The sequence below is a fragment of the Bacillus sp. NTK071 genome (genome assembly GCF_017303315.1).
In the GTDB taxonomy this organism is placed as follows: Bacteria; Bacillota; Bacilli; order Bacillales; family Guptibacillaceae; genus Guptibacillus.
In genome coordinates this window covers 69,769-91,665 of the sequence record NZ_JAFKOI010000005.1, presented here as the reverse complement: position 1 = coordinate 91,665, position 21,897 = coordinate 69,769, and the positions used below count along the sequence as shown (strand labels likewise).

Here is a 21,897-nt window from a genome sequence, read left to right as displayed (position 1 = left end):
GTAAAAACCGACTATGAAAGCGATTGGCACAGCCCAAACCATAAACGCTAGTGCCCAAACAGTAAAACGGTTCCATTCTTTTTCTTTAGCAGCCAAGAGCAGACCCTCCACATTATAAGTTTAGTTCCATTATAACATGGACATAGCTAAATTATGTGTGAAGATACTAAATTCTTGGAAATTCAAGATACTAGTCGAATGGTCAAAGGATAGCGATATGTTTCCCCTTGATTGGATTTAACTGATGCGATAATGATAAAGACAAGATGGAAAACGAAAAGAACAGGAAGCAGAATAAGACCAATTATTACGATACTTAAAATACCGAGAATAAGAGTATAGATCGTCATGCTAATTTGGAAATTCAACGCCTCTTTTCCTTGATCGTCGATAAACGGGTCAGTCTCTCTTTTAATTGACCAAATGATTAAAGGCCCGACAATATTTCCAAAAGGGATTAAGTAACCTGATAGGGCAGAAAGATGGGCAAACATGGCCCATGTGCGTGCTTCGTGATTAGGAGTAGCAGCATCTTGTTTATCCAATAGAATCCCCCCTGATAAAGCCACCTATTATAAGCATATTACGAAGCAAGATAGGATATTCTTAGGGTGTTTTGTACTAAATAAAAAACGGAAACCAATTGGTTCCCGTTAATTAGGATTGTAACTTATGTGGTAAGAAGCACGTGAAGTTCCTATCATTAATTCGTTATTCTGGTGGTTGACTTCGTTGATATTCTCTAGTGGAACCTCAAATAATGAGTGTGGAAGTGGAACAGTAGCCTGATCGGAGATCACTTTACCTTCTCCCTTAAGCTGAAGAAGTGTTGATGCTGTGTAGTCATCAACGGTCTCACCGCGATGTTGAAATGCAAAATCTTCAAGCTTCATAATTGTCTTATCGACATCGTCTTGTTCATTCTTCTCAATAATTAAATGTCCACCAACCCACTCAGTGAGCGTATTACGAAGTTCTGTTAACATTGTTGAAGATTTCATTCTTTTCACCTCACCATTACCTTCCCCATATTGAAGGTGAATAAACCGTGACTCTGAACTTGTAAAAGAGTTGATGCTATACTTGGAAATATGAATAGATATAAAGGATGATTGTAATGAAGACAATTGCTATAAATGATGTTCTAGATAGAAAACTCACGCTTATTGATGTACGAACGCCTGCTGAATATGAAAAATTTCATATTCCAGGAGCCGTCAATTTGCCGGTTTTTTCGAATGAAGAGAGAGAGTTAGTTGGGACGACATATAAGCAAAAGGGAACAGAAGCAGCCAAAGTACTTGGTATATCACTTATTTCTCCATTTCTTCCAGACTTTTATGAAAAAGCCAAAGAACTTTCTGGTGGAGAAGAATTTGTGGTCTACTGTTGGCGTGGAGGTATGCGAAGCAAAAGTTTGACTGTCATTTATGACATGATGGGACTTTCATGCTATCAGCTTGAAGGTGGTATTCGTTCTTATCGACAAAAGGTGACAGAAGGGTTAGAGCATATATCCAATCAAAAGACACCATACATTGTCCTAGAAGGATTAACTGGCACATCCAAAACTGATATTCTAAACGATTTGGAGAATAGAGGTTATCCTGTTGTTGACCTCGAAGGACTTGCTGCTCATCGAGGATCAGTATTTGGAAGGGTTAACTTACCTGAGCGAAGTCAGAAGGAATTCGAGGCTAAGCTCTATCACAGGTTAGAAGAAATTGGGGATACAGCTTTTTATATCATTGAATCAGAAAGCAAGCGACTTGGTAATATTATTATTCCTGAGTTCATTCTTGAAGGAAAACAAAAAGGGACGCGTATACAAGTCCACGCCCCGCTTTCTTATCGAATTCAAACGATCCTGAATACGTATCATCCTGAACAACATAAAGACGAAATAATGAGAGGCATTAACAAAATCGAGAAGCGTTTTTCTGATGAAGATCGAGATGAAATCTACTCAGCATTTGAAAACAACAATTATGCCTCAATTGTAGAACGTTTATTGCTTCATTACTATGACCCTCGGTATAAGCATAAGGCATATGAGAACGAAGGTGATATTGTGAACCTTTCTTATGAATCACTCGAAGAAGGATGTCGGCTTGTCCAGAATGAAGTGGATCGATTGGGAGCTATGCTTCGATCAGAAGGCGAGAAAGTTTCGCTTTAATTGATTTTCTTTCTTCCGGTAGCTGTTCATTGTTATATCGTTCGATAAGGTCGTCAATTCGTTTGAAATACAAATTACTAATCCATGCCACATAACTTTTATAAACAGGCGACTTCAGGAAATGGATAAGCATGTTGTCGTCTGGACCGAAGTAGTAGGATTTGTCGTCAAAAAAAGTAAAAAAGCGAGTGAATGATAATTTTGTAAATGAGTTGTCCATTTCAAACCGAAATCTGTTTAATGGATCAGGAATTAAGCGAATGGTAAAAACATCATCATTATCGAACATTTCTTTCGGTGTGGGTAAGATTAAATAAGGATAGTCTCGATCATCAAGGGCAATGAAGAAATCTTCAGGCGACTCGTGACAGGTAGGGACTCGTTTGACGGTCGTTTCAACAATCAATTGATAGACTGAATCATTCATTTGTAATCCTCCCTTTTGTAATCTATCATCATTGTTACCGTACTAGTAAACTTGTATACCCTTTGTCGAAAAGTAGTTTATTACAATCTATTATCCAACCCTTAAAAAAATTCCTTTATTTCAAATATTACATTTCAAAAAACTGTTTTCGGAGATATTGTTGCTAAAAAGAGGTTGATTTCCGCTCCAATCAGCTAAGTTTGATTCTTAAGACAAAATTTGTTTCATAAGCAACAATCTTTGGGAAAGCGCTTTTTTCTCTTTAAGTAATTTAGAAAAATAAGCAAACTACTTGAAAGTCAAAGATAGTCAAATTATAATAAGGTTATAAGGTCAAAGATAGTCAAAGTCAAAACACCTTCTTTGTCCTTTTATTACCAAACTTTAATTCAATTCTATGGATATACATTATAAGGAGGCCATCATATGCTTTGTGATCATTGCAAGCAAAATAATGCGTCAGTACAATTAAATGTTCAAGTAAATGAGAGTAGAAAACGAGTTCATCTTTGTAGCACGTGTTATACAAAAGTGATGAATGGTCAAACTCAAACTGCTCCAACACCAAAAGGTCAACTAGACGATTTCTTTAACTCCTTTATGAACGCATCAAACGGTTCAACTAGTGAGCAAGTGCCTGAAGCAGAAAAGGAAAACGGAAAAGGCGGCTTGCTTGATGAATTAGGTCGAAATCTTTCTGATGCTGCGAAAGCTGGTTTAATTGACCCAGTTATTGGTAGGGAACAAGAAGTAGCTCGCGTGATTGAAACATTAAATAGAAGAAACAAAAATAATCCAGTGCTTATTGGAGAAGCAGGAGTAGGTAAAACGGCCATTGCCGAAGGTCTTGCTCTTCGAATTTCTGAAGGAAACGTTCCTTCGAAGCTAAAGAATAAAGAAATTTATTTGCTTGATGTAGCGTCTCTTGTATCAAACACAGGAATTCGAGGACAGTTTGAAGAGAGAATGAAGCAGCTGATTTCGGAACTACAAAATAGAAAGAACGTCATTTTATTCGTTGATGAACTTCACCAGATTGTCGGTGCAGGTTCAGCTGAAGGATCAATGGATGCCGGAAACATTCTTAAACCAGCACTCGCAAGGGGAGAGTTACAGCTTATTGGTGCAACTACCCTTAATGAGTATCGACAAATTGAGAAAGACGCAGCCCTTGAGCGACGTTTCCAGCCAGTGATGGTAGATGAACCTTCCATAGACGAAGCGATTGAAATTCTAAATGGGCTTAAGCAGAAATACGAGGAATATCATGAAGTTAGTTACACAGAAGAGGCAATTAAAGCGTGTGTGACATTGTCTAACCGATTCATACAAGATCGTTTCCTTCCTGATAAGGCCATTGATTTAATGGATGAAGCAGGTGCAAAAATGAACTTAACATTTGCTGAAACAAACCATGAAGAAGTTCAGAAACGTTTGCATCAAATCGCTTTAGACAAGAAAAAAGCGACAGATGCTGAAGACTATGAACAAGCTGCTAAACTTCGGGATGAGGAGTCTAAGCTTGAGAAACAGCTTGAAGAAACAGTAAATCATTCTTCGAAGAATGAGAATGTGATTGATATAGAAGAGATTCAGCAAATTATCGAAGGTAAGACAGGAATCCCTGTACGCAAACTTCGTGAAGATGAACAGACCAAAATGAAAAACCTTGCTGAAAGACTTAATACGAAGGTAGTTGGGCAAGAAGATGCCGTAAACAAGGTAGCAAAAGCGATTCGCAGAAGCAGAGCAGGTCTAAAACGTCAGAATCGGCCTATCGGGTCGTTTCTATTCGTGGGGCCAACAGGTGTAGGTAAGACAGAACTTTCGAGATCTCTTGCTGAAGAAATGTTTGGAGACAGAGAAGCCATGATTCGACTTGATATGAGTGAGTACATGGAGAAACACTCCGTTTCTAAGCTCATTGGCTCACCTCCTGGATATGTAGGTCACGAAGAAGCAGGCCAGTTAACCGAAAGAGTGCGTCGCAAGCCTTATAGTATCTTATTAATTGATGAGGTCGAAAAGGCGCATCCTGACGTTCAAAATATGTTCCTACAGATTCTAGATGATGGTCGTTTGACAGATAGTCAGGGTAGAACGGTTAGCTTTAAAGATACTGTTATTATTATGACAAGTAATGCTGGTACTTCAGAACGCAAAATTACTGTTGGATTTGATTCTGCTGAGAGCTATACAGGAGTTATGGAAAGTTTAGGAAACTATTTCAGGCCAGAATTCTTGAATCGATTTGATGGTATCATTCCATTTAATTCGCTCGAGCAAACAAGTCTTGTTACGATTGTAGATTTAATGATTCATGAATTAGATGAAAGTCTTGTTGAACAAAATATATCACTAACGATTAGTGATGATGCGAAAACGAAACTGGCAGAATTAGGATACAATCCAACGTTTGGTGCACGACCTCTTCGAAGAGTAATTGAAGAACATGTTGAAGATGGAATTGCAGACCTACTCGTTGATGAGGGTGACGTAAAATCAGTCACTGTTGAACTTATTGAAGGTAACATTGTCGTGAATAAACAGGCGTAATAGTTGGAAAGGAAGTCGTTCTAAACAGAGCGACTTTCTTTTTTTTGTTACATTTTTACAAAAAGAGGGAAGTACATAAGTAGCGGTATTCCTGACCTATTCCAATTATATGGGTGTCATATAATGTCGTTTTATGACTTCTTTTGTATTTATGTGGCGAAAGTTCAGAATATTAGTTAAAATAAGTTGTTAGATCTGCTACGTTATATAAAGAAGGTCAGGAAAGACTTCTCTACTATTTTATAAAGGAGCGAGAACAAAATGGAACTGGATCAGCTAGAAATGAACCAGACGTTACAAGAAAGTCAGCCAGAAGGAAAGACAATTCCATATTTAACAGCATTGATTGGATGGAGTCTTCCCGCAATTGAGGCCTGTGACAAGTTGAATCGGCCTTTTGTAGTGGTGGGTCCTCCTGATTTTAAGGAATATGCCGAGAAACATGACATCACTTTCGTAGGTTGGGAGTTTGACAGATTAAATGAAGGGTCTGACAAACTTTATAAGCAACTTAAAGCATTAGGTGCAGAGGTTGCAGTACCCCTCTATGAAGAATGTGTTGAATGGGCAGGTGCTCTAAACTCACGCTTTAGAGAAGAGCCAAGACTCTTCAATCGTTCGCTTCTTTTAAGAGATAAAGGGATGATGAAACGAAAAGCACAGATGGCTGGTATTAAAGTAGGAGTTTTTGAAGAAGCGAGAGATAAAGAAGATGTAAAGCGTTTTCTTAAAAGAGTAAACGATGCTCTTCTAAAAGTAGATGGTGATAAATATGAACCAATTCACTGTAAACCACTAGACAAGGCTGGATCAGTGGGACACCGAGCAATCGATGATCCTGCCGATATTGAAGCACTAACAGATACTGATTTCCCATTACTAATGGAAAGTCATTTGGATGGACAAGAGTTTTCTTGTGAAGTCTTTGTTCACAATGGGAAAATTCAATTTCTTAATATTACTGAGTATGTAAAGCTTGGATACTCTAACTTTGTTCCGCCTTCCCCTTCTCTAGAATCAAGACGTCCAATTATTCGAAAGGCTATTGAACAGCTAATTGAAGCATTTGAAATTGAGAATGGTGTTATTCATCCAGAGTATTTCGTTATGCCTGATGGCACTCTTCACTTTGGAGAAGTGGCAGCGAGAGTACCTGGAGGTCATATATTTGATTTAATTGAACGCGCTTACGGTTTCAGTGCATACGAAGCTCAAATTCTTTGTAGTGATCCAAATACGACAGAAGAAGAATTAAGAGAATTCTTCCCAGCTGAAGATGAGGCGCGAGGTTATGCTGGATGTCTAATGGTTCATCCACATGTAAACTTTATTGAGGAGCTCAACATTCCAGAAGAACTTGAAAATCATGATTTCTTTGAGAAGCATGATATGTTCACACCTCCTCAAGGGAAAGTTGCTGAGCGCGTAGGCTTTGGAAATCATTACGGTACCATCTTCTTCTTCGGAGATGATAGTGCTGAGATGACCCGTTTACTAGTTGATTATGAAAAATATGATTTCTATCTATAGAACAATATTTTTACCATAAAGGAGAATTTAGCATGCCATCTGAAGTAACAGAAGGAAAGATTGCAAGGTTTTCCCGCTCATTGACACGTCTTGAAGATGCGCCTTCTTATGCGAAGTCACGTTATCAAACAGATGTTTATCAAGAAGCAAACCGTCTCCTCGAGACAGAAGAGGGACTAGAAGTGCTCTATCAATACGCGCATCGATTGGATGATGCAGGGGTTTTTCAGGATGGTCCATGGGAGGATGCATCAAAGCTGCAACCTCCACTAGTAGCAGGATCCTTGCAAGCAAAAGGTCTTCCATATGTCATCGAGATGCTCAGCGATTTGCGTATGCTAGCTATTGCAGAAGGAAAAGCGAATCATCCTAAAGTATCACAAGAGATGGCAATGGACTTCTTGAATGAAGTCATGGCCCTTAACCTTGATTTGCTTTTTCCAGATGCCTCGGAAGCGTCGCGAATTGAGAAAAAGGAAAACACTATTGAAGCACAGAGACTGTTTCGATTTATTTCACAGTATCTTTCTTCAAGTGCGCTATCAGAAACACTTATTTATGAAATTGAACGCTTGACCGCACAACGTCCTATTACTGTAAAGCGTACTGTTTCAATGATAAAAATGGCTAAAGAAATGTTGAAAACGGAAACAAGTGGCACTCAGCGTGATGTCCTGGAGCAGTACATTGCTTCAATTGAAGGTCCATCGGAGTTAAGTAATGCTAACCCATTACCCAATGACTATCGTAAACAGCTGATGGCACTCTCTACTGAAGAGTTACGTAAAGAGAGTGAAGCGCTCGGAGTCTCAATGAGAAATACAGGACTTTGCTCTCCTCAACATAGCGTTCTAGCGAGGTTTTTGAGTCGTAAATCTCCACACCTTCTTCCTATCTTGCTACAGTTAACGGGCAAGGGGAAAGCGAATCTTGAGGAACATGCTGAACTTGTCCATCAGCTTATTAAGGTAGCTCTGTTCCCTTCCACATGTCAATCGGTGTACGGTCTTGCTCTATTACTTGAAAGAGGCGTATTATCTGCTTCTCCAGTTATGCCAGGTTTAAGGCGATTGATTGAACTAGATATCCGTCCTGAAGTAAGGAGCGCTCTCTTCAAAACAGTAGGAGAAGGAGAAGGACTAACAGCAAATAGTATTTTGCTTGCTGGAGTGATTAGTGTTCTTGGTCAACCACTTGGCGTTGGACAGGGCCTAAACCCAACATGTCAAGCGGCAAGAGGAATCAGTTTATGGGCTCAGCACGCCCCTGGTTATTTACTTGAGATTATTCCAAGAGCTGCACGTGATGGAGACATTGATATGGTCTTCGAAGGTGTTCAAATCCATTCCAAGGATCTTCATGGAGGACTTGCACCAGATCTACATCCAGAACTTGATCCTGTATCGCTTGTACTTGTCCCGCATCTTGATCGTATTTACAGCGAGATGATGAGCCGCGTAGCTCTTAGAGGAGAAGATGGGCACCGCTGGGTTAATCCAGCTTTTTACGGCGACTGGGTGCAAAAAGGCTTCAGCACGGTTATCGAACCGATAACCGGTAGTGTAACGGATTATCCAGGGTTTGTGAGATTGTTTTATGCTACACATCATCCCGAATACAACGATGACTATGAACTAATCTATCCAAATCCCGTTGGTATTTTCATTACAAATGTTCATGGGAAGATGCTCGGTTTCCATGCAGTTTCGATCCAAAGAATTGCGAAGAGCCCAGATGGTGAATATCGAGTTTATTTCTATAATCCGAACAATGATGGTTCGCAAAACTGGGGCCAAGGGATTGAAAGTACAGTGATGGATCAGGGGGAACTTCCTGGCGAGAGTTCTCTGCCATTCGATGAGTTTACATCCAGGTTATACGCATTTCACTATAATCCTTATGAACAGGGAGATGCTTACGCAGTAGAAGCAGAGAACGTCTCAAATGTGAAGTCAATGGCTCAAGATAGCTGGGGCCAGGAGTACACATGGATTAGTAAATAAATAGGAATTGCAGCGCCTTGGATTTGTTTCCAGGCGCTGTTTTGTGTATAAATAAGGAAAAGAGAAGGAGGAGTTAATATGATTGAACATGTTGTATTATTTAAGTTTACTAATGAAACAACAAAGGAACAGAAAGAAGAAGGGATGAAAAGATTAATTCAGGTAAAGGACAAGATTCCGGGTATAGTCGATATTCAAGCTGGAAATAACTTTTCTGATAGAAGTCAGGGCTTTGAAAGTGGACTAACGGTTCGGTTTGAATCAAGAGATGCCCTAGAAGCATATGGTCCTCATCCAGCCCATCAAGAAGTTGTCGCATATTTAAAAGAAATTGGCATGACAGAAGTATTAGCACTCGATTTTGAATGTTTGTAAGGAATTGAAAGGAGAGAATACATATGAAAGGATTTGTGCATGGGGGCTATGAGGGAAATGAAGGATTAGCTCTTCGTGATCAATTAATCGAAGTAACCCCCTCAAGTGGAGAAGTGAAAATAAGACTAAAGGCGTCAGGTCTTAATCATCGTGACCTAGTTATTCCTGATCGTCACAGCGCTTCTGAGCCGGATGTTGTTCTTGGGTCAGACGGGGCAGGGGTCGTTATTGAAGTGGGGAGCGATGTGGAAGGTGTAAAGGTTGGCGATCATGTGATCATTAACCCTGGCCTTGGCTGGAAAGAGAATGCAGCTGTACCACCAGAGGGATTTCAAATTGTTGGGTTCCCAGGTCATGGGACGTTTGCTGAAACGATTGTTGTACCTGCAGAGAATGCTGTTTTAAAGCCTGAATCTTTATCGTTTGAAGAAGCAGCTGTTGTTGGACTCGCTGGTTTAACCGCATATCGTGCTTTATTTACAAGAGGCAAGCTTGAGGGCGGTCAGACTGTATTTATTCCAGGAATAGGAGGGGGAGTCGCAACATTTCTTCTTCAATTCGCAAAAGCAGCTGGTGCGAGAGTCATTGTAAGTTCAAGAAGTGAAGAGAAGAGAGCTCTTGCGCTTGAGTTAGGAGCCGACAAAGCTCTTTCCAACGAGGAAGACTGGGAAGACGTGGCTGGACACGAACAGGTCGACCTTGTAATTGAGAGTGTTGGCGCTGCTACTTTTAATCGATCGATGAGCTTATTGAAACGAGGAGGCACCCTAGTCATTTTCGGCTCTTCAACCGGAGATTCAATCGATTTTGATTTGCGCTCCTTCTTCTATGGCCAATACAATTTGCTTGGATCAACCATGGGCAGTGCAGAAGAATTTAATCAAATGATTGCTTTCATAGAAAACCATTCGATTAAACCTGTCATTGATGAAACGTATTCGTTAGATGAGATAGAGAAAGCATTTGAGCATTTAAGCGATGCGAATCAATTTGGTAAACTAGCTGTAACGATTTAGCATGAAATACCTTTTGAGAATGCAAAAAGGAAGCCGTGGTGGCTTCCTTTTTCTTAGTAGTAATATGGTGGATATCCGTAATATGGGTAATAGGGGTATGGGCGATAATAAGGTATGAGACTTAGTGCTGCAATTCCTGCTAATGGGAAGAAAAAACGACCGAATCTACGATAGCGATATCGTCCAAATTGTCTGTTCATGTCGGGCCCCTCATCTTCCTCGACTTCTTGAGGGATCATCATTGACATATGTTCATCATCAGAATCCATTAAAATACCTTCATACTCCATTCCATCCTGCATTTTCACTTTCGCATGATATTGACTGTAATGGTTACATAATTTTTTCATATCGCCTTTAAGCTCTTTCTCTTTTCCATGCATCATAGCACCTTGGACAGCTTGGTTAGGCATATTCCCTTGCATGGCACCTTGGACAGCTTGGTTAGGCATATTCCCTTGCATAGCACCTTGGACAGCTTGATTAGGCATGTTACCCTGCATAGCACCGTGTACACCCTGATTAGGCATGTGATTACCGTACATGTTCATGAGTAATTCCTCCTTTACACAACACAGGATATTCACCCAAATCAAATTCAGTTCCTACTATGTTACAGGATAGGTGCCCAAATATTGGGGGTATGACCTATCCTTCTTGAAATTTCCATAAATAAGCTATACGATAAGTTCAAATGACCTTATATGTAGGGGTGTACGATGAGAGGATTTTATTTAACAAGAACAGAGATGGGAACATTATTACAAGCAATACGGAACCAGGAAGCACCACTAGAGATTCTTGAAACTGCATGGAACCGTACAGAGATTTCAGCAGATATAGATGAAATGATTTCTGAGCTACCACCTATTTTCGGTAAGTTGCTTAAAATAGGTAAGGAAGCATTTGGGTTATCGATTAATGAAATTGTTAGCCTTGGAAATCAACTAGAGTATGCCAGCTTCCGTTCAACAGCCGTCCAAAACTGGGTGAAGAGGGATATAAAGGAGTGGATTGGTTCACCTCAGCTTGGTAAGAAATATTCAATCGAACAGGCGGCAATTTTATTTATCGTGGAGGATTTAAAGAACACTCATGACTTTGAGAGCATACGTCTTTTACTGCGATATGCTTTTAATAATCCAGCTGACCGAAATGATGACTTAATTGATCCGTTAATTTTCTATACTGCTTACGCCCAGCTTTTCGAAGCGATTCATTCCGAGCTAAATCCCTCTAAGAAAGACTTCACAGAGAAAGCAAGAAAGTTAACATTACGATTTGAACACTTAACGCTCGGTCAAAGTGGGGATATTGAGAATTTATTAATTTCTGCAGCGCTTTCTGTTCAGGGTGCTTATTATCAAGCTCTGTCTAAACACTATCTTGAAGAGGTGTGGAAATAACAACTTAGCTAATTGAAGCGGAAGGAAGCTCGACTCCTGCGGGACTAGCAGGACAAGCGAGCATCCTGGAGCGGGAATCAACCACTAATCTTATAGCAACAATGTATACGAGAAGAGCTTTTAGAAAATAGCCTAATAATAAAAACAAGCTAACCCATACGTCTTAGGTCAGCTTGTTTTTATTTAATCTATTATAAAATCGATAGTTGTCTTGTAATCGCCTTCTCCTTCGGTAGCTAACCAAACATCTAATTTATAAGTACCTGGAGAAAGCTGATCAATCATTATTGGATATTCCAGAATTTCAGCCTGCTTAACTTTGAGAACTTCTTCTTGTTTAACAAAACTTTTGTCAGCGGAATAGGTTTTGAGATGAGCACCTTTTTCATTATAAAGCTTGTATTCATATTTCTGACTACTTGGAAAGGTGATTGTTTGAACTTGTTCCGTTTGATTTTGTATGGTGTAATGAAACGTTGCTTTGCCATTCTCTTTCGTCTCTAACGTTAGGGAGGGCTCCATAGAACCAGCTACAATTCCAGAGGAACCAGATACCTGTTCACTTGTGTTACTGTTAGTGTTCATTGATGAATTCTCCTCTCCGCAACCTGAAAGCATAAGGAGGACCATCGTTCCTACAGTGAAATACTTTAACATTTAATCACTCCTTTATTAACTAGACGGGTTAAGCGTACATATGGTTACAGAGTTACCAGAACTAATTTAGAAAATACCTTATCATGTTGGGATTAGGTCTAGAAGGGGATAAAATGTTTCTTATACCGTATAATAGAGTGATAGCATATTAGTATAAAGGAGTTAGATAGAATGAAGCCATCGTTAGTAGATATTAATTCTAAAATACATGGCAGAAATGCAGAAGTCCTCGGTAATGAACGGTTCTTTAAATTTGCTGTACTCCTACCTTTAATCGAAAAAAATGATGAGCTTCATGTGTTATTCGAAGTGAGAGCACATACTCTTAGAAGACAACCAGGTGAAGTTTGTTTTCCAGGAGGTAAAGTCGATCGTCAGGATATTAGTCCGATGGATGCGGCAATAAGGGAAACGTGTGAAGAGCTTGGCGTAATGGAGAAAGAAGTAAACATTATGGGAGAGTTGGATTTTCTCGTTACGTCGTTTCAATCTATTGTTTATCCATTTGCAGGCGTTATAAAAGCAGGAACAAAACTATCTTCTAATCCGGATGAGGTTGAAGAGGTATTTACTGTTCCGCTTAGTCATTTTATTAATAACCCCCCTGAACGTCATGATATTCGAGTGCATGTAAAGCCGGATGACAGCTTTCCCTTTCACCTTATACCGAATGGAGAGGAGTATAATTGGTCTTCTTCAGCCATGCCAGAGTTCTTCTATTACTATAAGGATTATGTGATTTGGGGAATGACGGCAAGAATTCTCTATCACTTTATTCATTTAACACAGAGAGAATAGGGTATATGTATTTCCATTGAGCCCCTATTGTCAATCTAATAAAACATGGGTAAACTAGAAAAGGTCGATTTATGTCGGTTTTTTCTAGTTTTTTAGTTTTTTAGCGACAAAAATGAACTTGCTGATTCGAATCAATTAAATGGATTAAATTTATAGATAGTACATAGAGAGAATGAAAGTAATCTAATAGGGGGAAAAGTTATGTTGTTCATTATCTTTGTTTTACTTGCCTGTTCGCTTGGATTCTTTGTTTACTCATATTTCGTCAAGGACTATGCTAAAGAGGTAAAAGGCCAGGTTGATGATGTTTACATTAATTTGATGAAAGAGTTAAAAACAGTGAAACAGCGTACTGAAATGCTTGAAAGCAAAACAAAATCTGTCAGTGGTGGTCAAAATGAGTAAGCAAGAAGCAAAAGGAATTGCTGCAGGTCTTTTGTTCGCTGCTATTCTTTTAACAGCATATTATTTCATGTTCTCGCAAGCGACTGCTGAAGAAGGCAATCAGCTGACTGATGCCGCTGTGGAGCAACATCTTAAAGAAAACGGTATGGTTATGGTTAAGAAAGAAGAATATGATTCTCTGAAGGTAGATGAGCAAAAGGTTACGGCAGATAAACAAGAGAATGATGAAAAAGTTTCAGATGAAGAAAAAAAAGAAGAAGCTGAATCTGATCAACCGAAGAAAGTAAGCTTTACGATTGATGAAGGTATGACGAGTCTAGAAGTTGCTCAAAGTCTTGCCGATCAGACACTAGTCAACAAGTCAGATGACTTTATTGATACCCTTCAGGATATGAATAAGGAGACAGCTGTTCAGCCTGGGGAATACGAGCTTCGGACAGATATGTCAGCTGCTGAGATTGTAGATGAAATCACAAGGTAATGAAAACACCCGGCACATAGGCCGGGTGTTTTTTACTTTACTTGAACAGCGTTTGGGGATTGAGGAACGGAGAGTTTCTCGTTAAGTGAGTAGTTTCCTATTTGATCGAATCCTGTGTTTTCAAAGAGGATGGTTTTGTAATTGTACTGAGAAGCTGCAAGCATAATGGCTTCGATTGTCTGTAATGCTTCCTCTTCTGATTGGAATTTACTGTCTTTAGTAAAGGTAATTGTCGCTTCAGATCCATCACCTTCGAAAGAATAAATGGATACGTCAGAAGGAATAGCTGGTTTATACCATGTTGCTTCTTTCGAGCCCTCTTTCATTTGTGAAAGAGCTACATCAAGCTGAGCTCCTTCTTCGCCCTGAAGAGTCGGCCCTTTAACAAGAAATCGGTTTTTCGTATTTGTTTCATAAAGATAGTAAGGAGAAGGTTTATTGTTAACTGAGGTGTCAGCTGGTCCAAAGTTTCCTAAGTTATAGCCTTCTTCTCCCTTGGTCTGCCAGCTGATTTCTTCAGCATTTAAGCTTGCAGCTAGTTGTTGGACGCTATCATTAATCATAATCGATTCATTTGAAGAAAGACTGTCACCAGGTTCCTCGAAACTAACGACAAGCGTTTTCGTTCCATCTTCCGTTACCACATCAAATGTTGCATCCACTAAGGGTGAACTAGCAAGACCATATTGAGATGCATCAAAGGTCGAAAGGATGTCTTGAATATTATTTGCCATTGTTTTACTACTATCAACCTTGAATGAAATGGGGACGAGTAGCAAACTCTCTGAATCGGGATAAGAAAGAACGACGCTCTCACCATTCGTTTGTTGAAGGGCAGGTATATATTGTTCAAATTTGGCCTCTGCTTTAGGCAATGGTGGATCTTCTTCCTTCACAATCGTTGTGTTTGCTGCTAAATCATTTGAAGAATTAGAAGGCGCTTCGGTTGTGCCCTCAGGCTGTGAATCGTTCTCAGATGCAGCAGAATGATCTGCTAATTCGCTTTTTTCGTTTGATTCCTCAGTAATAGCAAGATTAGTAGAACCGTCGTTTTGATTGAATAATTCAGGTGTAATGAGAACAGCCAGTAGAATGACAAGTGCAGCTGCGAACGTCGGGATAATCCATGGCGTCTTTTTCTTCTTTTTTCCTGATCGTGCAGGTTCATTCATTTTTTTCTGGATATTTTGATAGATGGTTTCTTTATTTCTCTGATCTTTCAATTCAGGTAGTTGGGAGAGCAGAGATTTCGTTTTATCGCTCATTATAAAACCCCCTTTAATTGGCTATTGGTTCGATCGTCAACGAGTTCACGAAGAGCTTTAATGGCTCTATGCTGCGTGGTTTTCACCTTACTTACACTCCAATTAAGAATTTCCGCCGTTTCATTGATCGATAATTCCTGAATGTAGCGCAGAATGAGAACCTGCTGTTGATCCAGAGTACATTCTTTTAAACACTTATAAACCCCTTGAACTTCTTCTTTTTGAATTAATATCTCATCAGGTAGAGGAGTGTTATCTTCAGTTTGTTGTTTATTGAAATCGAATTTACTTAGCCACCTCGATGTTCTTCTATTATGGGTTCGTAAATAATCAATCGCTACATTTCTTGCAATTGCTAGAAGCCAGGTCTTTTCGTTGCTCCGTTCTTCATAATTTTGGTAAGAACGGAGCACGTTAATATATACTTCTTGTACTAATTCTTCAGCCACTGCTCGGTTCTTAACCATATAAAAGATAAATTGAAATAAGTTCGTGTGATAATGCTCGTACAAACGGTCAAAAACTTCATCCATCCTACAACCCTCCCTCTCTCCTAAATAACAAAACGAGATTATTAATTAAAAGGTTACAGTAAGATTACAAAAAGGGATAGATTCATTTTATCTTAATTGGAACATCGATTTGTTTAATTAAACAATAAAGCAAAGTATTTCAGTATTACACTGTTCTTCGATAGAATGGGATTTAGTTACAGCTGGAGAGGGGTTTTTTGATGGCGCAATCTTCATTGCAGAAGAACTCGCCCTTTTTCTATGGGTGGTATATTGTGCTGGCAGCTGCAGTAGGTGTTTTCTTCTCAGGGCCAGGGCAGACTTACGCAGTTTCTGTTTTTATTGATTATTATATTCAAGACTTTGGGTGGAGTAGGTCGCTCGTATCTGGTATATATTCTTCAGCTACTCTTGCAGCAGGTCTGCTTTTATTTCTTGTTGGAAGAATGATAGATAAGCATGGTCAAAGAAGAATGATGCTGACGATCGGATCATTGCTGGCAGTTGCTTGCTTCTGGAATAGCTTTGTACTTGGTCCAGTTATGCTATTCATTGGCTTTTTCATGCTTCGCTTATTTGGTCAGGGATCCATGACATTAATTCCTAATACCCTTGTGCCACAGTGGTTCGTCGTTAAACGTGGTCGTGCTCTTAGTTTTATGGCAATTGGTGGATTCTTAAGCTCAGCTTCATTCCCTCCATTAAACACATGGTTAATCGCCTCTTTTGGATGGGAGAATGCTTGGAGAATTCTCGGCTCAGCACTCGTGCTTATTTTCCTGCCTATCGTCTTTTTTCTTGTGAAGAATAAGCCTGAAGACATTGGCCTTCTTCCGGACAATGCGATTTCTAAAAAGAGATTAGCAGAACGTAGGGAAGAAAAGATGGAGGAAGATCAAGAAGAGGGGTTTGAAACGAATTGGACAGTGAAAGAAGCGATGAGAACAAGAGCTTTCTGGTTCATTCTCTTTTGTGTTAGTATTCCTGCCCTTGTGAATACAGGGCTTACCTTTCACTTGTTCTCTATTCTAGGAGAACAGGGAGTACCAGGAAGCACAGCTGCCCTTATTCTAAGTATAATGGCGATTGTAGGTTTCCCTGTTACAATGGTGTCAGGGTTTATTCTAGAAAGAGTGAACGTACATATCGTACTAGGGCTATCCTTTATCGGTCAGATGATATTTATTTTATTACTTACACAGGTGAATACATATATTCTGGCTATTGGATTCGCTGTTCTATGGGGGATCATTGGGGGAATTGAACGGATTACATTAAATATTATTTGGCCGAATTATTTTGGAAGGGAGCATCTTGGAAGCATTAAAGGTATTGCTACGACAACGATGGTCATTGGCTCTGCATTCGGACCTCTTCCGTTTGGTATCGCTTATGATGTTTTTGGAGGCTATACAGAAATTCTCTTAATCATATTAATTTTTCCTATACTAGGAACCGTTGCAGCCTTTTTGTCTCCTCCACCAAAAAAGACAGCATAACAAAACGCTTCTTCTGGGTAACCGGAAGGAGCGTTTTCTACTGGTAAAGGGAATAAACAAGAACATGATAATACCTATTTCTTAAATAGACATGATCTCGAAAGGTGCCTTCTTTTTGAAACCCCAATTGTTCAAGTCGTAGGACAGCTGCGCGATTATCCTCAATTGTTTGGGCATATATTTTGTGAAGGCGCATTTGCTCGAATCCATAGGTAATAACTGCTTTTGCTGCTTCTAAGCCGTATCCATCCCTCCAGAAATCTCTTGATAGAATGGCGCCAATTTCTGCTCTGGAAGATGTGCGATTCCAATTCTGAAAACCGGCTGTACCAATTAAATCCATGGATTCTTTTGACCGTATTCCCCATCTAATTGCATTTGTGGTGGAAATTGAAGTCACATCTTTATATGCATTAATGTAATGAAGGGCTTGTGTTTTAGTTTTCATTACTTTCCCACCATCATAATAAGTAACAAGAGGGTCTGAGAAAATTGAAAAAAGTGAATTTAGGTCATCTGTCTTAAGAGCTGTTAACGTCAGTCGATTTGTGTGAAGCACAGGAAAAGACTGCATTGATTTTACTCACCATCCATTCTCCATAGCATATGCAGAGAAAAAGACGGTGTAGAGGGCTTATGGCGATGTTATAAGCCCGAATCCAACTGCTTAAGGTTTTGGAAAGCGAACGGTAATAAAATCCTTAATAAATTTATCTTGATTGTTTTCATAATCCTCAATTGAAAGTGTTGAGCGTTTAAGGCTCTTATCAAAAAGAATGATTTTTCTACTATCTTCTGTTCGGTTATAGGTGAATTGATACAAATAAGAAAAGCCAGGTCTTGTTGCAGGAAGCATTAAATAAGGCATGCGAGTGGCGCCAGGGCGTCTTCTTAATGCAAGTGCTTCAATCATTCCCTGCAGTGGTCGAAAACCTAGCCCATGACCAAAAAAAGTCCCATCTCCTAAGTCAACAACGTTCTCACCTTGCCATTCAGGGGTGAGAGGGTTTACGTCTGGATTCTTCACGTATCTAATATCACCTGGTAGATAATCTGGAGGGATATTATGCACAATTTGTAAATCTTGATCGAACTTCCAACCCCATAAACGAATGTTAGCGAACAAACGATTAAATTGTTGAGGAGGAATCATTCTAATGGCTGCCCGATATAAGATGATGATCATCGCTGTAGCACATTCGAATGCGTAGAGCCTTCCATTTCGATAGATATCTAGAACAGCTTCTGAAGCTGGTACGCCCATCTTAAGTTGAAATGCACCATCCGGAAGTAGTTCCCAGAACATTGGATTGCACCGTGAACGATAGAAGTCGGCAAATTGCACACCGCTATAATAGAGTTCCCGCGAGCTTTCTGTGATAGCAACTCGAAAACGGACTTCAAAAAATAAAGCTTCAAGTGTTCGAAATGAATAGTTGAAATGACTATTGTACATCACGTTAAGAATGTTCTGCTCCAGTGGGCTTTGTAACCCTGCGTTCATAATTTCATCCTTCTGTTTTCCACTACCTCCTATAATGATCATGTTGAACCTCCTCAATCAACCTAATCTGAGCATCTAGAGGTCGCTTCATCCACTCCTTCCATTCTTCACGAGATTTCCTTCTTAATTTGTATGAGAAATCTGCTAAATTCTCTTTAATGTCTTCTGAAAGCGATTGGAACGTAAGATCTTCATGTCGTTCAAATGATTGCGTGGTGCGTTGCTCCTTATATTTTGCGAAATAATCCACAACATATGGCGAGAGTTCAGCAGTCATTTCGTAGTTATTTTCATTAGGAGAAAGATATGGGAGGTTTTCTTCATACCAATTTCTGAAATGTGCGTATCGGTCGTTACTTTTATCAATTCCAGATACAAAGTGGAGTAGCTCACTTGCAAACGATACATGTTTTTGAGAAGGCGATTGTAATCTTTCACCTATAGGGAGCAGACTTGAAAAATTTCTAGATGAGAAATACGCACATGTTAAGTAATGGGTTGAATGCTCATCGTCTCTCCTTTTAAATAAAAGGTCGGATACAAGATCGAGATCAGTAGGATCTTGATAGATCGTTGTAAGCAATCCAGCTGATCGATCAACAACAAGACGGTATTTGGCATTCAATTGATCTACTGAACCTGTTTCAACCATCCACCTGAGAACGGAATGAACGAATTGTGGAAGATCACAGATTGAATAAGGAAATGGAGCTGAAGGTGTACGTTCTTTTGCCAAAATATCTTGTTGGATAGCAAGAGCTACCTTATTCCGATCAGAAAGATACTTTATTAACCCATTTTCACGAATTGTAGAAGAGAGAATGTAAAGGGTTGAATAAGTGAGACTTTCATCATTAAGTTGTGCAGCAGTCAATTTCTTATCATGTTGAATAAGTTCGTTAACGTGCTTTTCAAGTCGTTTAATTCCTTCTGTTTTCCGAATCGTCTCAAGGGAAAGTGAGGGATTCATCGTGTATCCTCCTTTCTAAAGTCCGCTATTTAAATCGTATTCCTATAGAAGACGAATCATCACTGGTAATTAAAAACCATTGAAAAGAAACCTTTAGGAGTTAGTATCGTCTTTAAAATAAAGAGGTGATAAAAGGGGGATAAGAGATGTTGGAAAAAGTAATACATATGGGGTTGAAATTTATTGGAGCTTTTCTGGGTGTTCTTCTTCTTGGGGCCATACCTGGTTTGTTCAATGGAATGAAGCTTACCTTCACAGGGTATGTGAACAGACTTTTCACTACGATTGATAAACTGATTCATTATGAGAAGCTAACTTTTCGTTCTGGTGATGAAATCTATCAATTATTTCCTACTATATTTGATTACCTAACTTATTCCTTGGTAATTTTGTTTGGTGCATTAGCTTTGTCGTTCCTAATGGGGTTCTTATTTACATACATTACTCTTCATCTTCCTTCTTCTTTTCAGAATGTGTTTAGAAGAATAGGATTCATATTGGAGTCAATCCCTGATGTTTTTATTCTTGTGATTGTTCAAATCGCAGTCATTTGGGTCTATAAGGAAACCAATATTCTCGTGATGGATGTAGCTGCGTATGAACGGATATACACAATGCCAATTCTCATTCTGTCTGTCTTGCCAAGTTTTCTGTTCTATCGCATTATGCTTCAAGTGTTTGAAGAGGAGTTAGAAAGACCTTATGTAATGTTAGCTCGGACAAAGGGAATCGAATCATCCGTCATTCTAATTTCTCACGTTTTTCGAAACGCAATCTTATCAATCTACTTTCATTCAAAATCAATAGTCTGGTTTGCACTTTCTAACTTATTTATTATGGAATTTGTGTTTAATCTTAATGGCGTAACCCGTTTCATTTATGAACATCCAACACCTGAAATTTTCACCGTTAGTACATTGTTATTATTTATCCCAATCTTTATCGTTCTAAGTCTTTATCAAGGACTAGCGGAACGCGTTTCAAAAGAAAATACATTAATATAAAGAATGTTTGGAGGTAAAGAAAATGCTGAGAAAAGCATTACGAAATCCAATGTTTGTTTCTGGAACACTCGTTGTCCTCATTCTTTTTGGTAGTAGCTTGTATTATTCAATCGTTTTTCATGATCAGGTTCCACAAACCTCAATGTTGTACAATGATGAAGGGAATTTAATTGACCGATCTCCTCTTGGACCTACACAGGTTCCTCCATTTGGTACCGATAAGTACGGATACCACTTATTCCAACAAATCATTATCGGCGCTAAGTATACGATTGGCATTGCTTTTATAGTTGCATCAATGAGAATGGCGCTCTCATTTGTAGGTGGGGTTCTCGCAGGTACCTATTTCCAAAGAACTTTAAGAAGTACTTCAGGCTTAGTTGATGCGATGCAGTATGTCCCGATATCATTGTTAAGTTATTTTATTCTAAGAGGTGTTCTAATGGAGAACGGGATGGAAGGGACTTTTCAATATAGTTTTATAGAGCGTGTTATTTTTGAGGTAATTATTCTAACAGCTGTTGCGATTCCTACAACGACAACGTTAATATCTAACGAGACACATGCTGTATGGGGGAAAGGGTTTATTGAGGGTGCTAAGACGTTGGGCGGATCTAGAATCCATATTCTGTACAAACACATTTTGCCACATCTTGGTCCGCGAATGATTCTCATTTTTCTTCAACAAATGGTAAATGTTCTAGTCCTTTTACTTCATCTCGGTTTGTTGAAATTATTCTTTGGTGGGACGTTCTTTAATTATGATCCTCTTTTAGGAAATGAATATCTTTCTGTTTCATCAGAATGGTCTGGAATGATTGGATATACATTTAACTTGCTACCATACGAGACATGGATTCCGCTCATTCCCATTTTGTTTTTTGTGCTAGTTATCCTAGGGGTGAACTTTGCTTTGGAAGGTTTTAAGCAGGCAATGGAAAAGCAGATTCGAGTGCGGAGAAGCAACCCAACGCTTGAAAATAATGAAGCAGTCGTCAATCAAGATTCTTTTTCGTTTATTAACGATCGTAGCCATTTATACATGGAGAGAAAACATGCGAGCAGTTATAAATAAGAAGAAGAGGCTGGGACAAAACTAAAATACATGAAGGAAATCGCGAATTTTGAATGGTAAGAGTAAGACCTTAGCGTAGCCAATATACGTAGACTCCTGCGGGAACAGCACGAGTCCGAAGACCCCGCAGGAAAGCGTTTTTTGCTTTCTGAGGAGACTGAGGCCGTGCCCGCGGAAAGCGAAGTATGTTGGCGAAGCGGTTGTTTCCTATCTGTAAATTACGAAAGACCCGATC

Annotated in this window: 23 protein-coding genes; 13 read left to right on the top strand and 10 right to left on the bottom strand. The window is 39.3% G+C overall.

Going from position 1 to position 21,897, the window contains the following annotated elements:
* Positions 1-182 precede the first annotated feature (182 nt).
* Both JI666_RS10640 and ymzB read right to left on the bottom strand, forming a co-directional pair.
* Positions 183-545 carry a DUF4870 domain-containing protein gene (locus JI666_RS10640; protein WP_286170736.1) on the bottom strand — a complete coding sequence of 121 codons (363 nt, stop codon included), beginning with the start codon at positions 543-545 and terminating at the stop codon, positions 183-185.
* 108 nt (positions 546-653) lie between these two features.
* Positions 654-1,001 carry a protein YmzB gene (gene ymzB, locus JI666_RS10635; RefSeq protein WP_206891589.1) on the bottom strand — a complete coding sequence of 116 codons (348 nt, stop codon included), beginning with the start codon at positions 999-1,001 and terminating at the stop codon, positions 654-656.
* A gap of 116 nt (positions 1,002-1,117) precedes the next feature.
* On the opposite strand from ymzB, the gene mnmH reads away from it, so the two are divergent.
* Complete coding sequence (gene mnmH, locus JI666_RS10630) at positions 1,118-2,179, top strand: tRNA 2-selenouridine(34) synthase MnmH (RefSeq protein WP_206891588.1); 1,062 nt, start codon at positions 1,118-1,120, stop codon at positions 2,177-2,179.
* Here the strand turns inward: mnmH and JI666_RS10625 are convergent.
* Positions 2,142-2,606, bottom strand: coding sequence for a hypothetical protein (locus tag JI666_RS10625; RefSeq protein WP_206891587.1), 465 nt, complete (start codon positions 2,604-2,606; stop codon positions 2,142-2,144). The two genes, mnmH and JI666_RS10625, sit on opposite strands and share 38 nt — an antisense overlap.
* A gap of 426 nt (positions 2,607-3,032) precedes the next feature.
* Between JI666_RS10625 and JI666_RS10620 the strand changes: the two genes are divergently transcribed.
* The 5 genes from JI666_RS10620 to JI666_RS10600 all read left to right on the top strand — a co-directional run bounded on the left by JI666_RS10620 (position 3,033) and on the right by JI666_RS10600 (position 10,086).
* Positions 3,033-5,162, top strand: a complete 2,130-nt coding sequence (locus JI666_RS10620; RefSeq protein WP_206891586.1) for an ATP-dependent Clp protease ATP-binding subunit — start codon at positions 3,033-3,035, stop codon at positions 5,160-5,162.
* 261 nt (positions 5,163-5,423) lie between these two features.
* The gene (locus tag JI666_RS10615; RefSeq protein WP_206891584.1) at positions 5,424-6,692 is read left to right on the top strand and encodes an ATP-grasp domain-containing protein; all 1,269 of its coding nucleotides are present in this window, start codon (positions 5,424-5,426) and stop codon (positions 6,690-6,692) included.
* 32 nt (positions 6,693-6,724) lie between these two features.
* Positions 6,725-8,695, top strand: coding sequence for a hypothetical protein (locus tag JI666_RS10610; protein WP_206891583.1), 1,971 nt, complete (start codon positions 6,725-6,727; stop codon positions 8,693-8,695).
* A 78-nt stretch (positions 8,696-8,773) separates the two neighbouring features.
* Positions 8,774-9,070, top strand: a complete 297-nt coding sequence (locus tag JI666_RS10605) for a Dabb family protein (protein WP_206891581.1) — start codon at positions 8,774-8,776, stop codon at positions 9,068-9,070.
* Positions 9,071-9,093: 23 nt separating this feature from the next.
* Positions 9,094-10,086 (top strand): zinc-binding dehydrogenase, encoded by a 993-nt coding sequence (locus JI666_RS10600; RefSeq protein WP_206891580.1) that lies wholly within the window; start codon positions 9,094-9,096, stop codon positions 10,084-10,086.
* 53 nt (positions 10,087-10,139) lie between these two features.
* On the opposite strand, the gene JI666_RS10595 is transcribed toward JI666_RS10600, so the two are convergent.
* On the bottom strand, positions 10,140-10,637 hold the full coding sequence (locus JI666_RS10595; RefSeq protein ID WP_206891579.1) for a hypothetical protein: 498 nt from the start codon (positions 10,635-10,637) through the stop codon (positions 10,140-10,142).
* 168 nt (positions 10,638-10,805) lie between these two features.
* Here JI666_RS10595 and JI666_RS10590 point away from each other — a divergent pair, with 168 nt between their 5' ends.
* Positions 10,806-11,492, top strand: a complete 687-nt coding sequence (locus JI666_RS10590) for a DUF1836 domain-containing protein (RefSeq protein ID WP_206891578.1) — start codon at positions 10,806-10,808, stop codon at positions 11,490-11,492.
* Between the two features lie 183 nt (positions 11,493-11,675).
* Here the strand turns inward: JI666_RS10590 and JI666_RS10585 are convergent, their stop codons facing one another.
* Positions 11,676-12,149, bottom strand: coding sequence for a BsuPI-related putative proteinase inhibitor (locus tag JI666_RS10585; RefSeq protein WP_206891577.1), 474 nt, complete (start codon positions 12,147-12,149; stop codon positions 11,676-11,678).
* 171 nt (positions 12,150-12,320) lie between these two features.
* On the opposite strand from JI666_RS10585, the gene JI666_RS10580 reads away from it, so the two are divergent.
* The 3 genes from JI666_RS10580 (at position 12,321) to JI666_RS10570 (ending at position 13,833) form a co-directional block, all read left to right on the top strand.
* A complete protein-coding gene (locus tag JI666_RS10580; RefSeq protein ID WP_206891576.1) occupies positions 12,321-12,947 on the top strand; it encodes an NUDIX hydrolase in 627 nt (208 codons plus the stop codon).
* Positions 12,948-13,148: 201 nt separating this feature from the next.
* A complete protein-coding gene (locus JI666_RS10575; RefSeq protein WP_206891575.1) occupies positions 13,149-13,352 on the top strand; it encodes a hypothetical protein in 204 nt (67 codons plus the stop codon).
* A complete protein-coding gene (locus JI666_RS10570) occupies positions 13,345-13,833 on the top strand; it encodes an endolytic transglycosylase MltG (protein ID WP_206891574.1) in 489 nt (162 codons plus the stop codon). Before JI666_RS10575 ends, JI666_RS10570 begins: the two co-directional genes overlap by 8 nt.
* Positions 13,834-13,865: 32 nt before the next feature.
* Here JI666_RS10570 and JI666_RS10565 read toward each other — a convergent pair whose 3' ends face one another.
* Both JI666_RS10565 and JI666_RS10560 read right to left on the bottom strand, forming a co-directional pair.
* The gene (locus JI666_RS10565; protein WP_206891572.1) at positions 13,866-15,098 is read right to left on the bottom strand and encodes a GerMN domain-containing protein; all 1,233 of its coding nucleotides are present in this window, start codon (positions 15,096-15,098) and stop codon (positions 13,866-13,868) included.
* A complete protein-coding gene (locus tag JI666_RS10560; protein WP_206891570.1) occupies positions 15,098-15,631 on the bottom strand; it encodes an RNA polymerase sigma factor SigX in 534 nt (177 codons plus the stop codon). Before JI666_RS10560 ends, JI666_RS10565 begins: the two co-directional genes overlap by 1 nt.
* Positions 15,632-15,831: 200 nt before the next feature.
* Between JI666_RS10560 and JI666_RS10555 the strand changes: the two genes are divergently transcribed.
* Positions 15,832-17,109 carry an MFS transporter gene (locus JI666_RS10555; protein ID WP_206891568.1) on the top strand — a complete coding sequence of 426 codons (1,278 nt, stop codon included), beginning with the start codon at positions 15,832-15,834 and terminating at the stop codon, positions 17,107-17,109.
* Positions 17,110-17,146: 37 nt separating this feature from the next.
* Here JI666_RS10555 and JI666_RS10550 read toward each other — a convergent pair whose 3' ends face one another.
* The 3 genes from JI666_RS10550 to JI666_RS10540 all read right to left on the bottom strand — a co-directional run bounded on the left by JI666_RS10550 (position 17,147) and on the right by JI666_RS10540 (position 19,583).
* On the bottom strand, positions 17,147-17,683 hold the full coding sequence (locus JI666_RS10550) for a GNAT family N-acetyltransferase (protein ID WP_206891566.1): 537 nt from the start codon (positions 17,681-17,683) through the stop codon (positions 17,147-17,149).
* A 93-nt stretch (positions 17,684-17,776) separates the two neighbouring features.
* Positions 17,777-18,655, bottom strand: coding sequence for a spore coat transglutaminase TGL (gene tgl, locus JI666_RS10545; RefSeq protein ID WP_206891564.1), 879 nt, complete (start codon positions 18,653-18,655; stop codon positions 17,777-17,779).
* Complete coding sequence (locus tag JI666_RS10540; RefSeq protein WP_206891562.1) at positions 18,636-19,583, bottom strand: hypothetical protein; 948 nt, start codon at positions 19,581-19,583, stop codon at positions 18,636-18,638. Before JI666_RS10540 ends, tgl begins: the two co-directional genes overlap by 20 nt.
* A 146-nt stretch (positions 19,584-19,729) precedes the next feature.
* Between JI666_RS10540 and JI666_RS10535 the strand changes: the two genes are divergently transcribed.
* The gene (locus tag JI666_RS10535) at positions 19,730-20,587 is read left to right on the top strand and encodes an ABC transporter permease subunit (protein WP_206891560.1); all 858 of its coding nucleotides are present in this window, start codon (positions 19,730-19,732) and stop codon (positions 20,585-20,587) included.
* Between the two features lie 22 nt (positions 20,588-20,609).
* Positions 20,610-21,662, top strand: a complete 1,053-nt coding sequence (locus JI666_RS10530; protein WP_206891558.1) for an ABC transporter permease subunit — start codon at positions 20,610-20,612, stop codon at positions 21,660-21,662.
* Positions 21,663-21,897 lie beyond the last annotated feature (235 nt).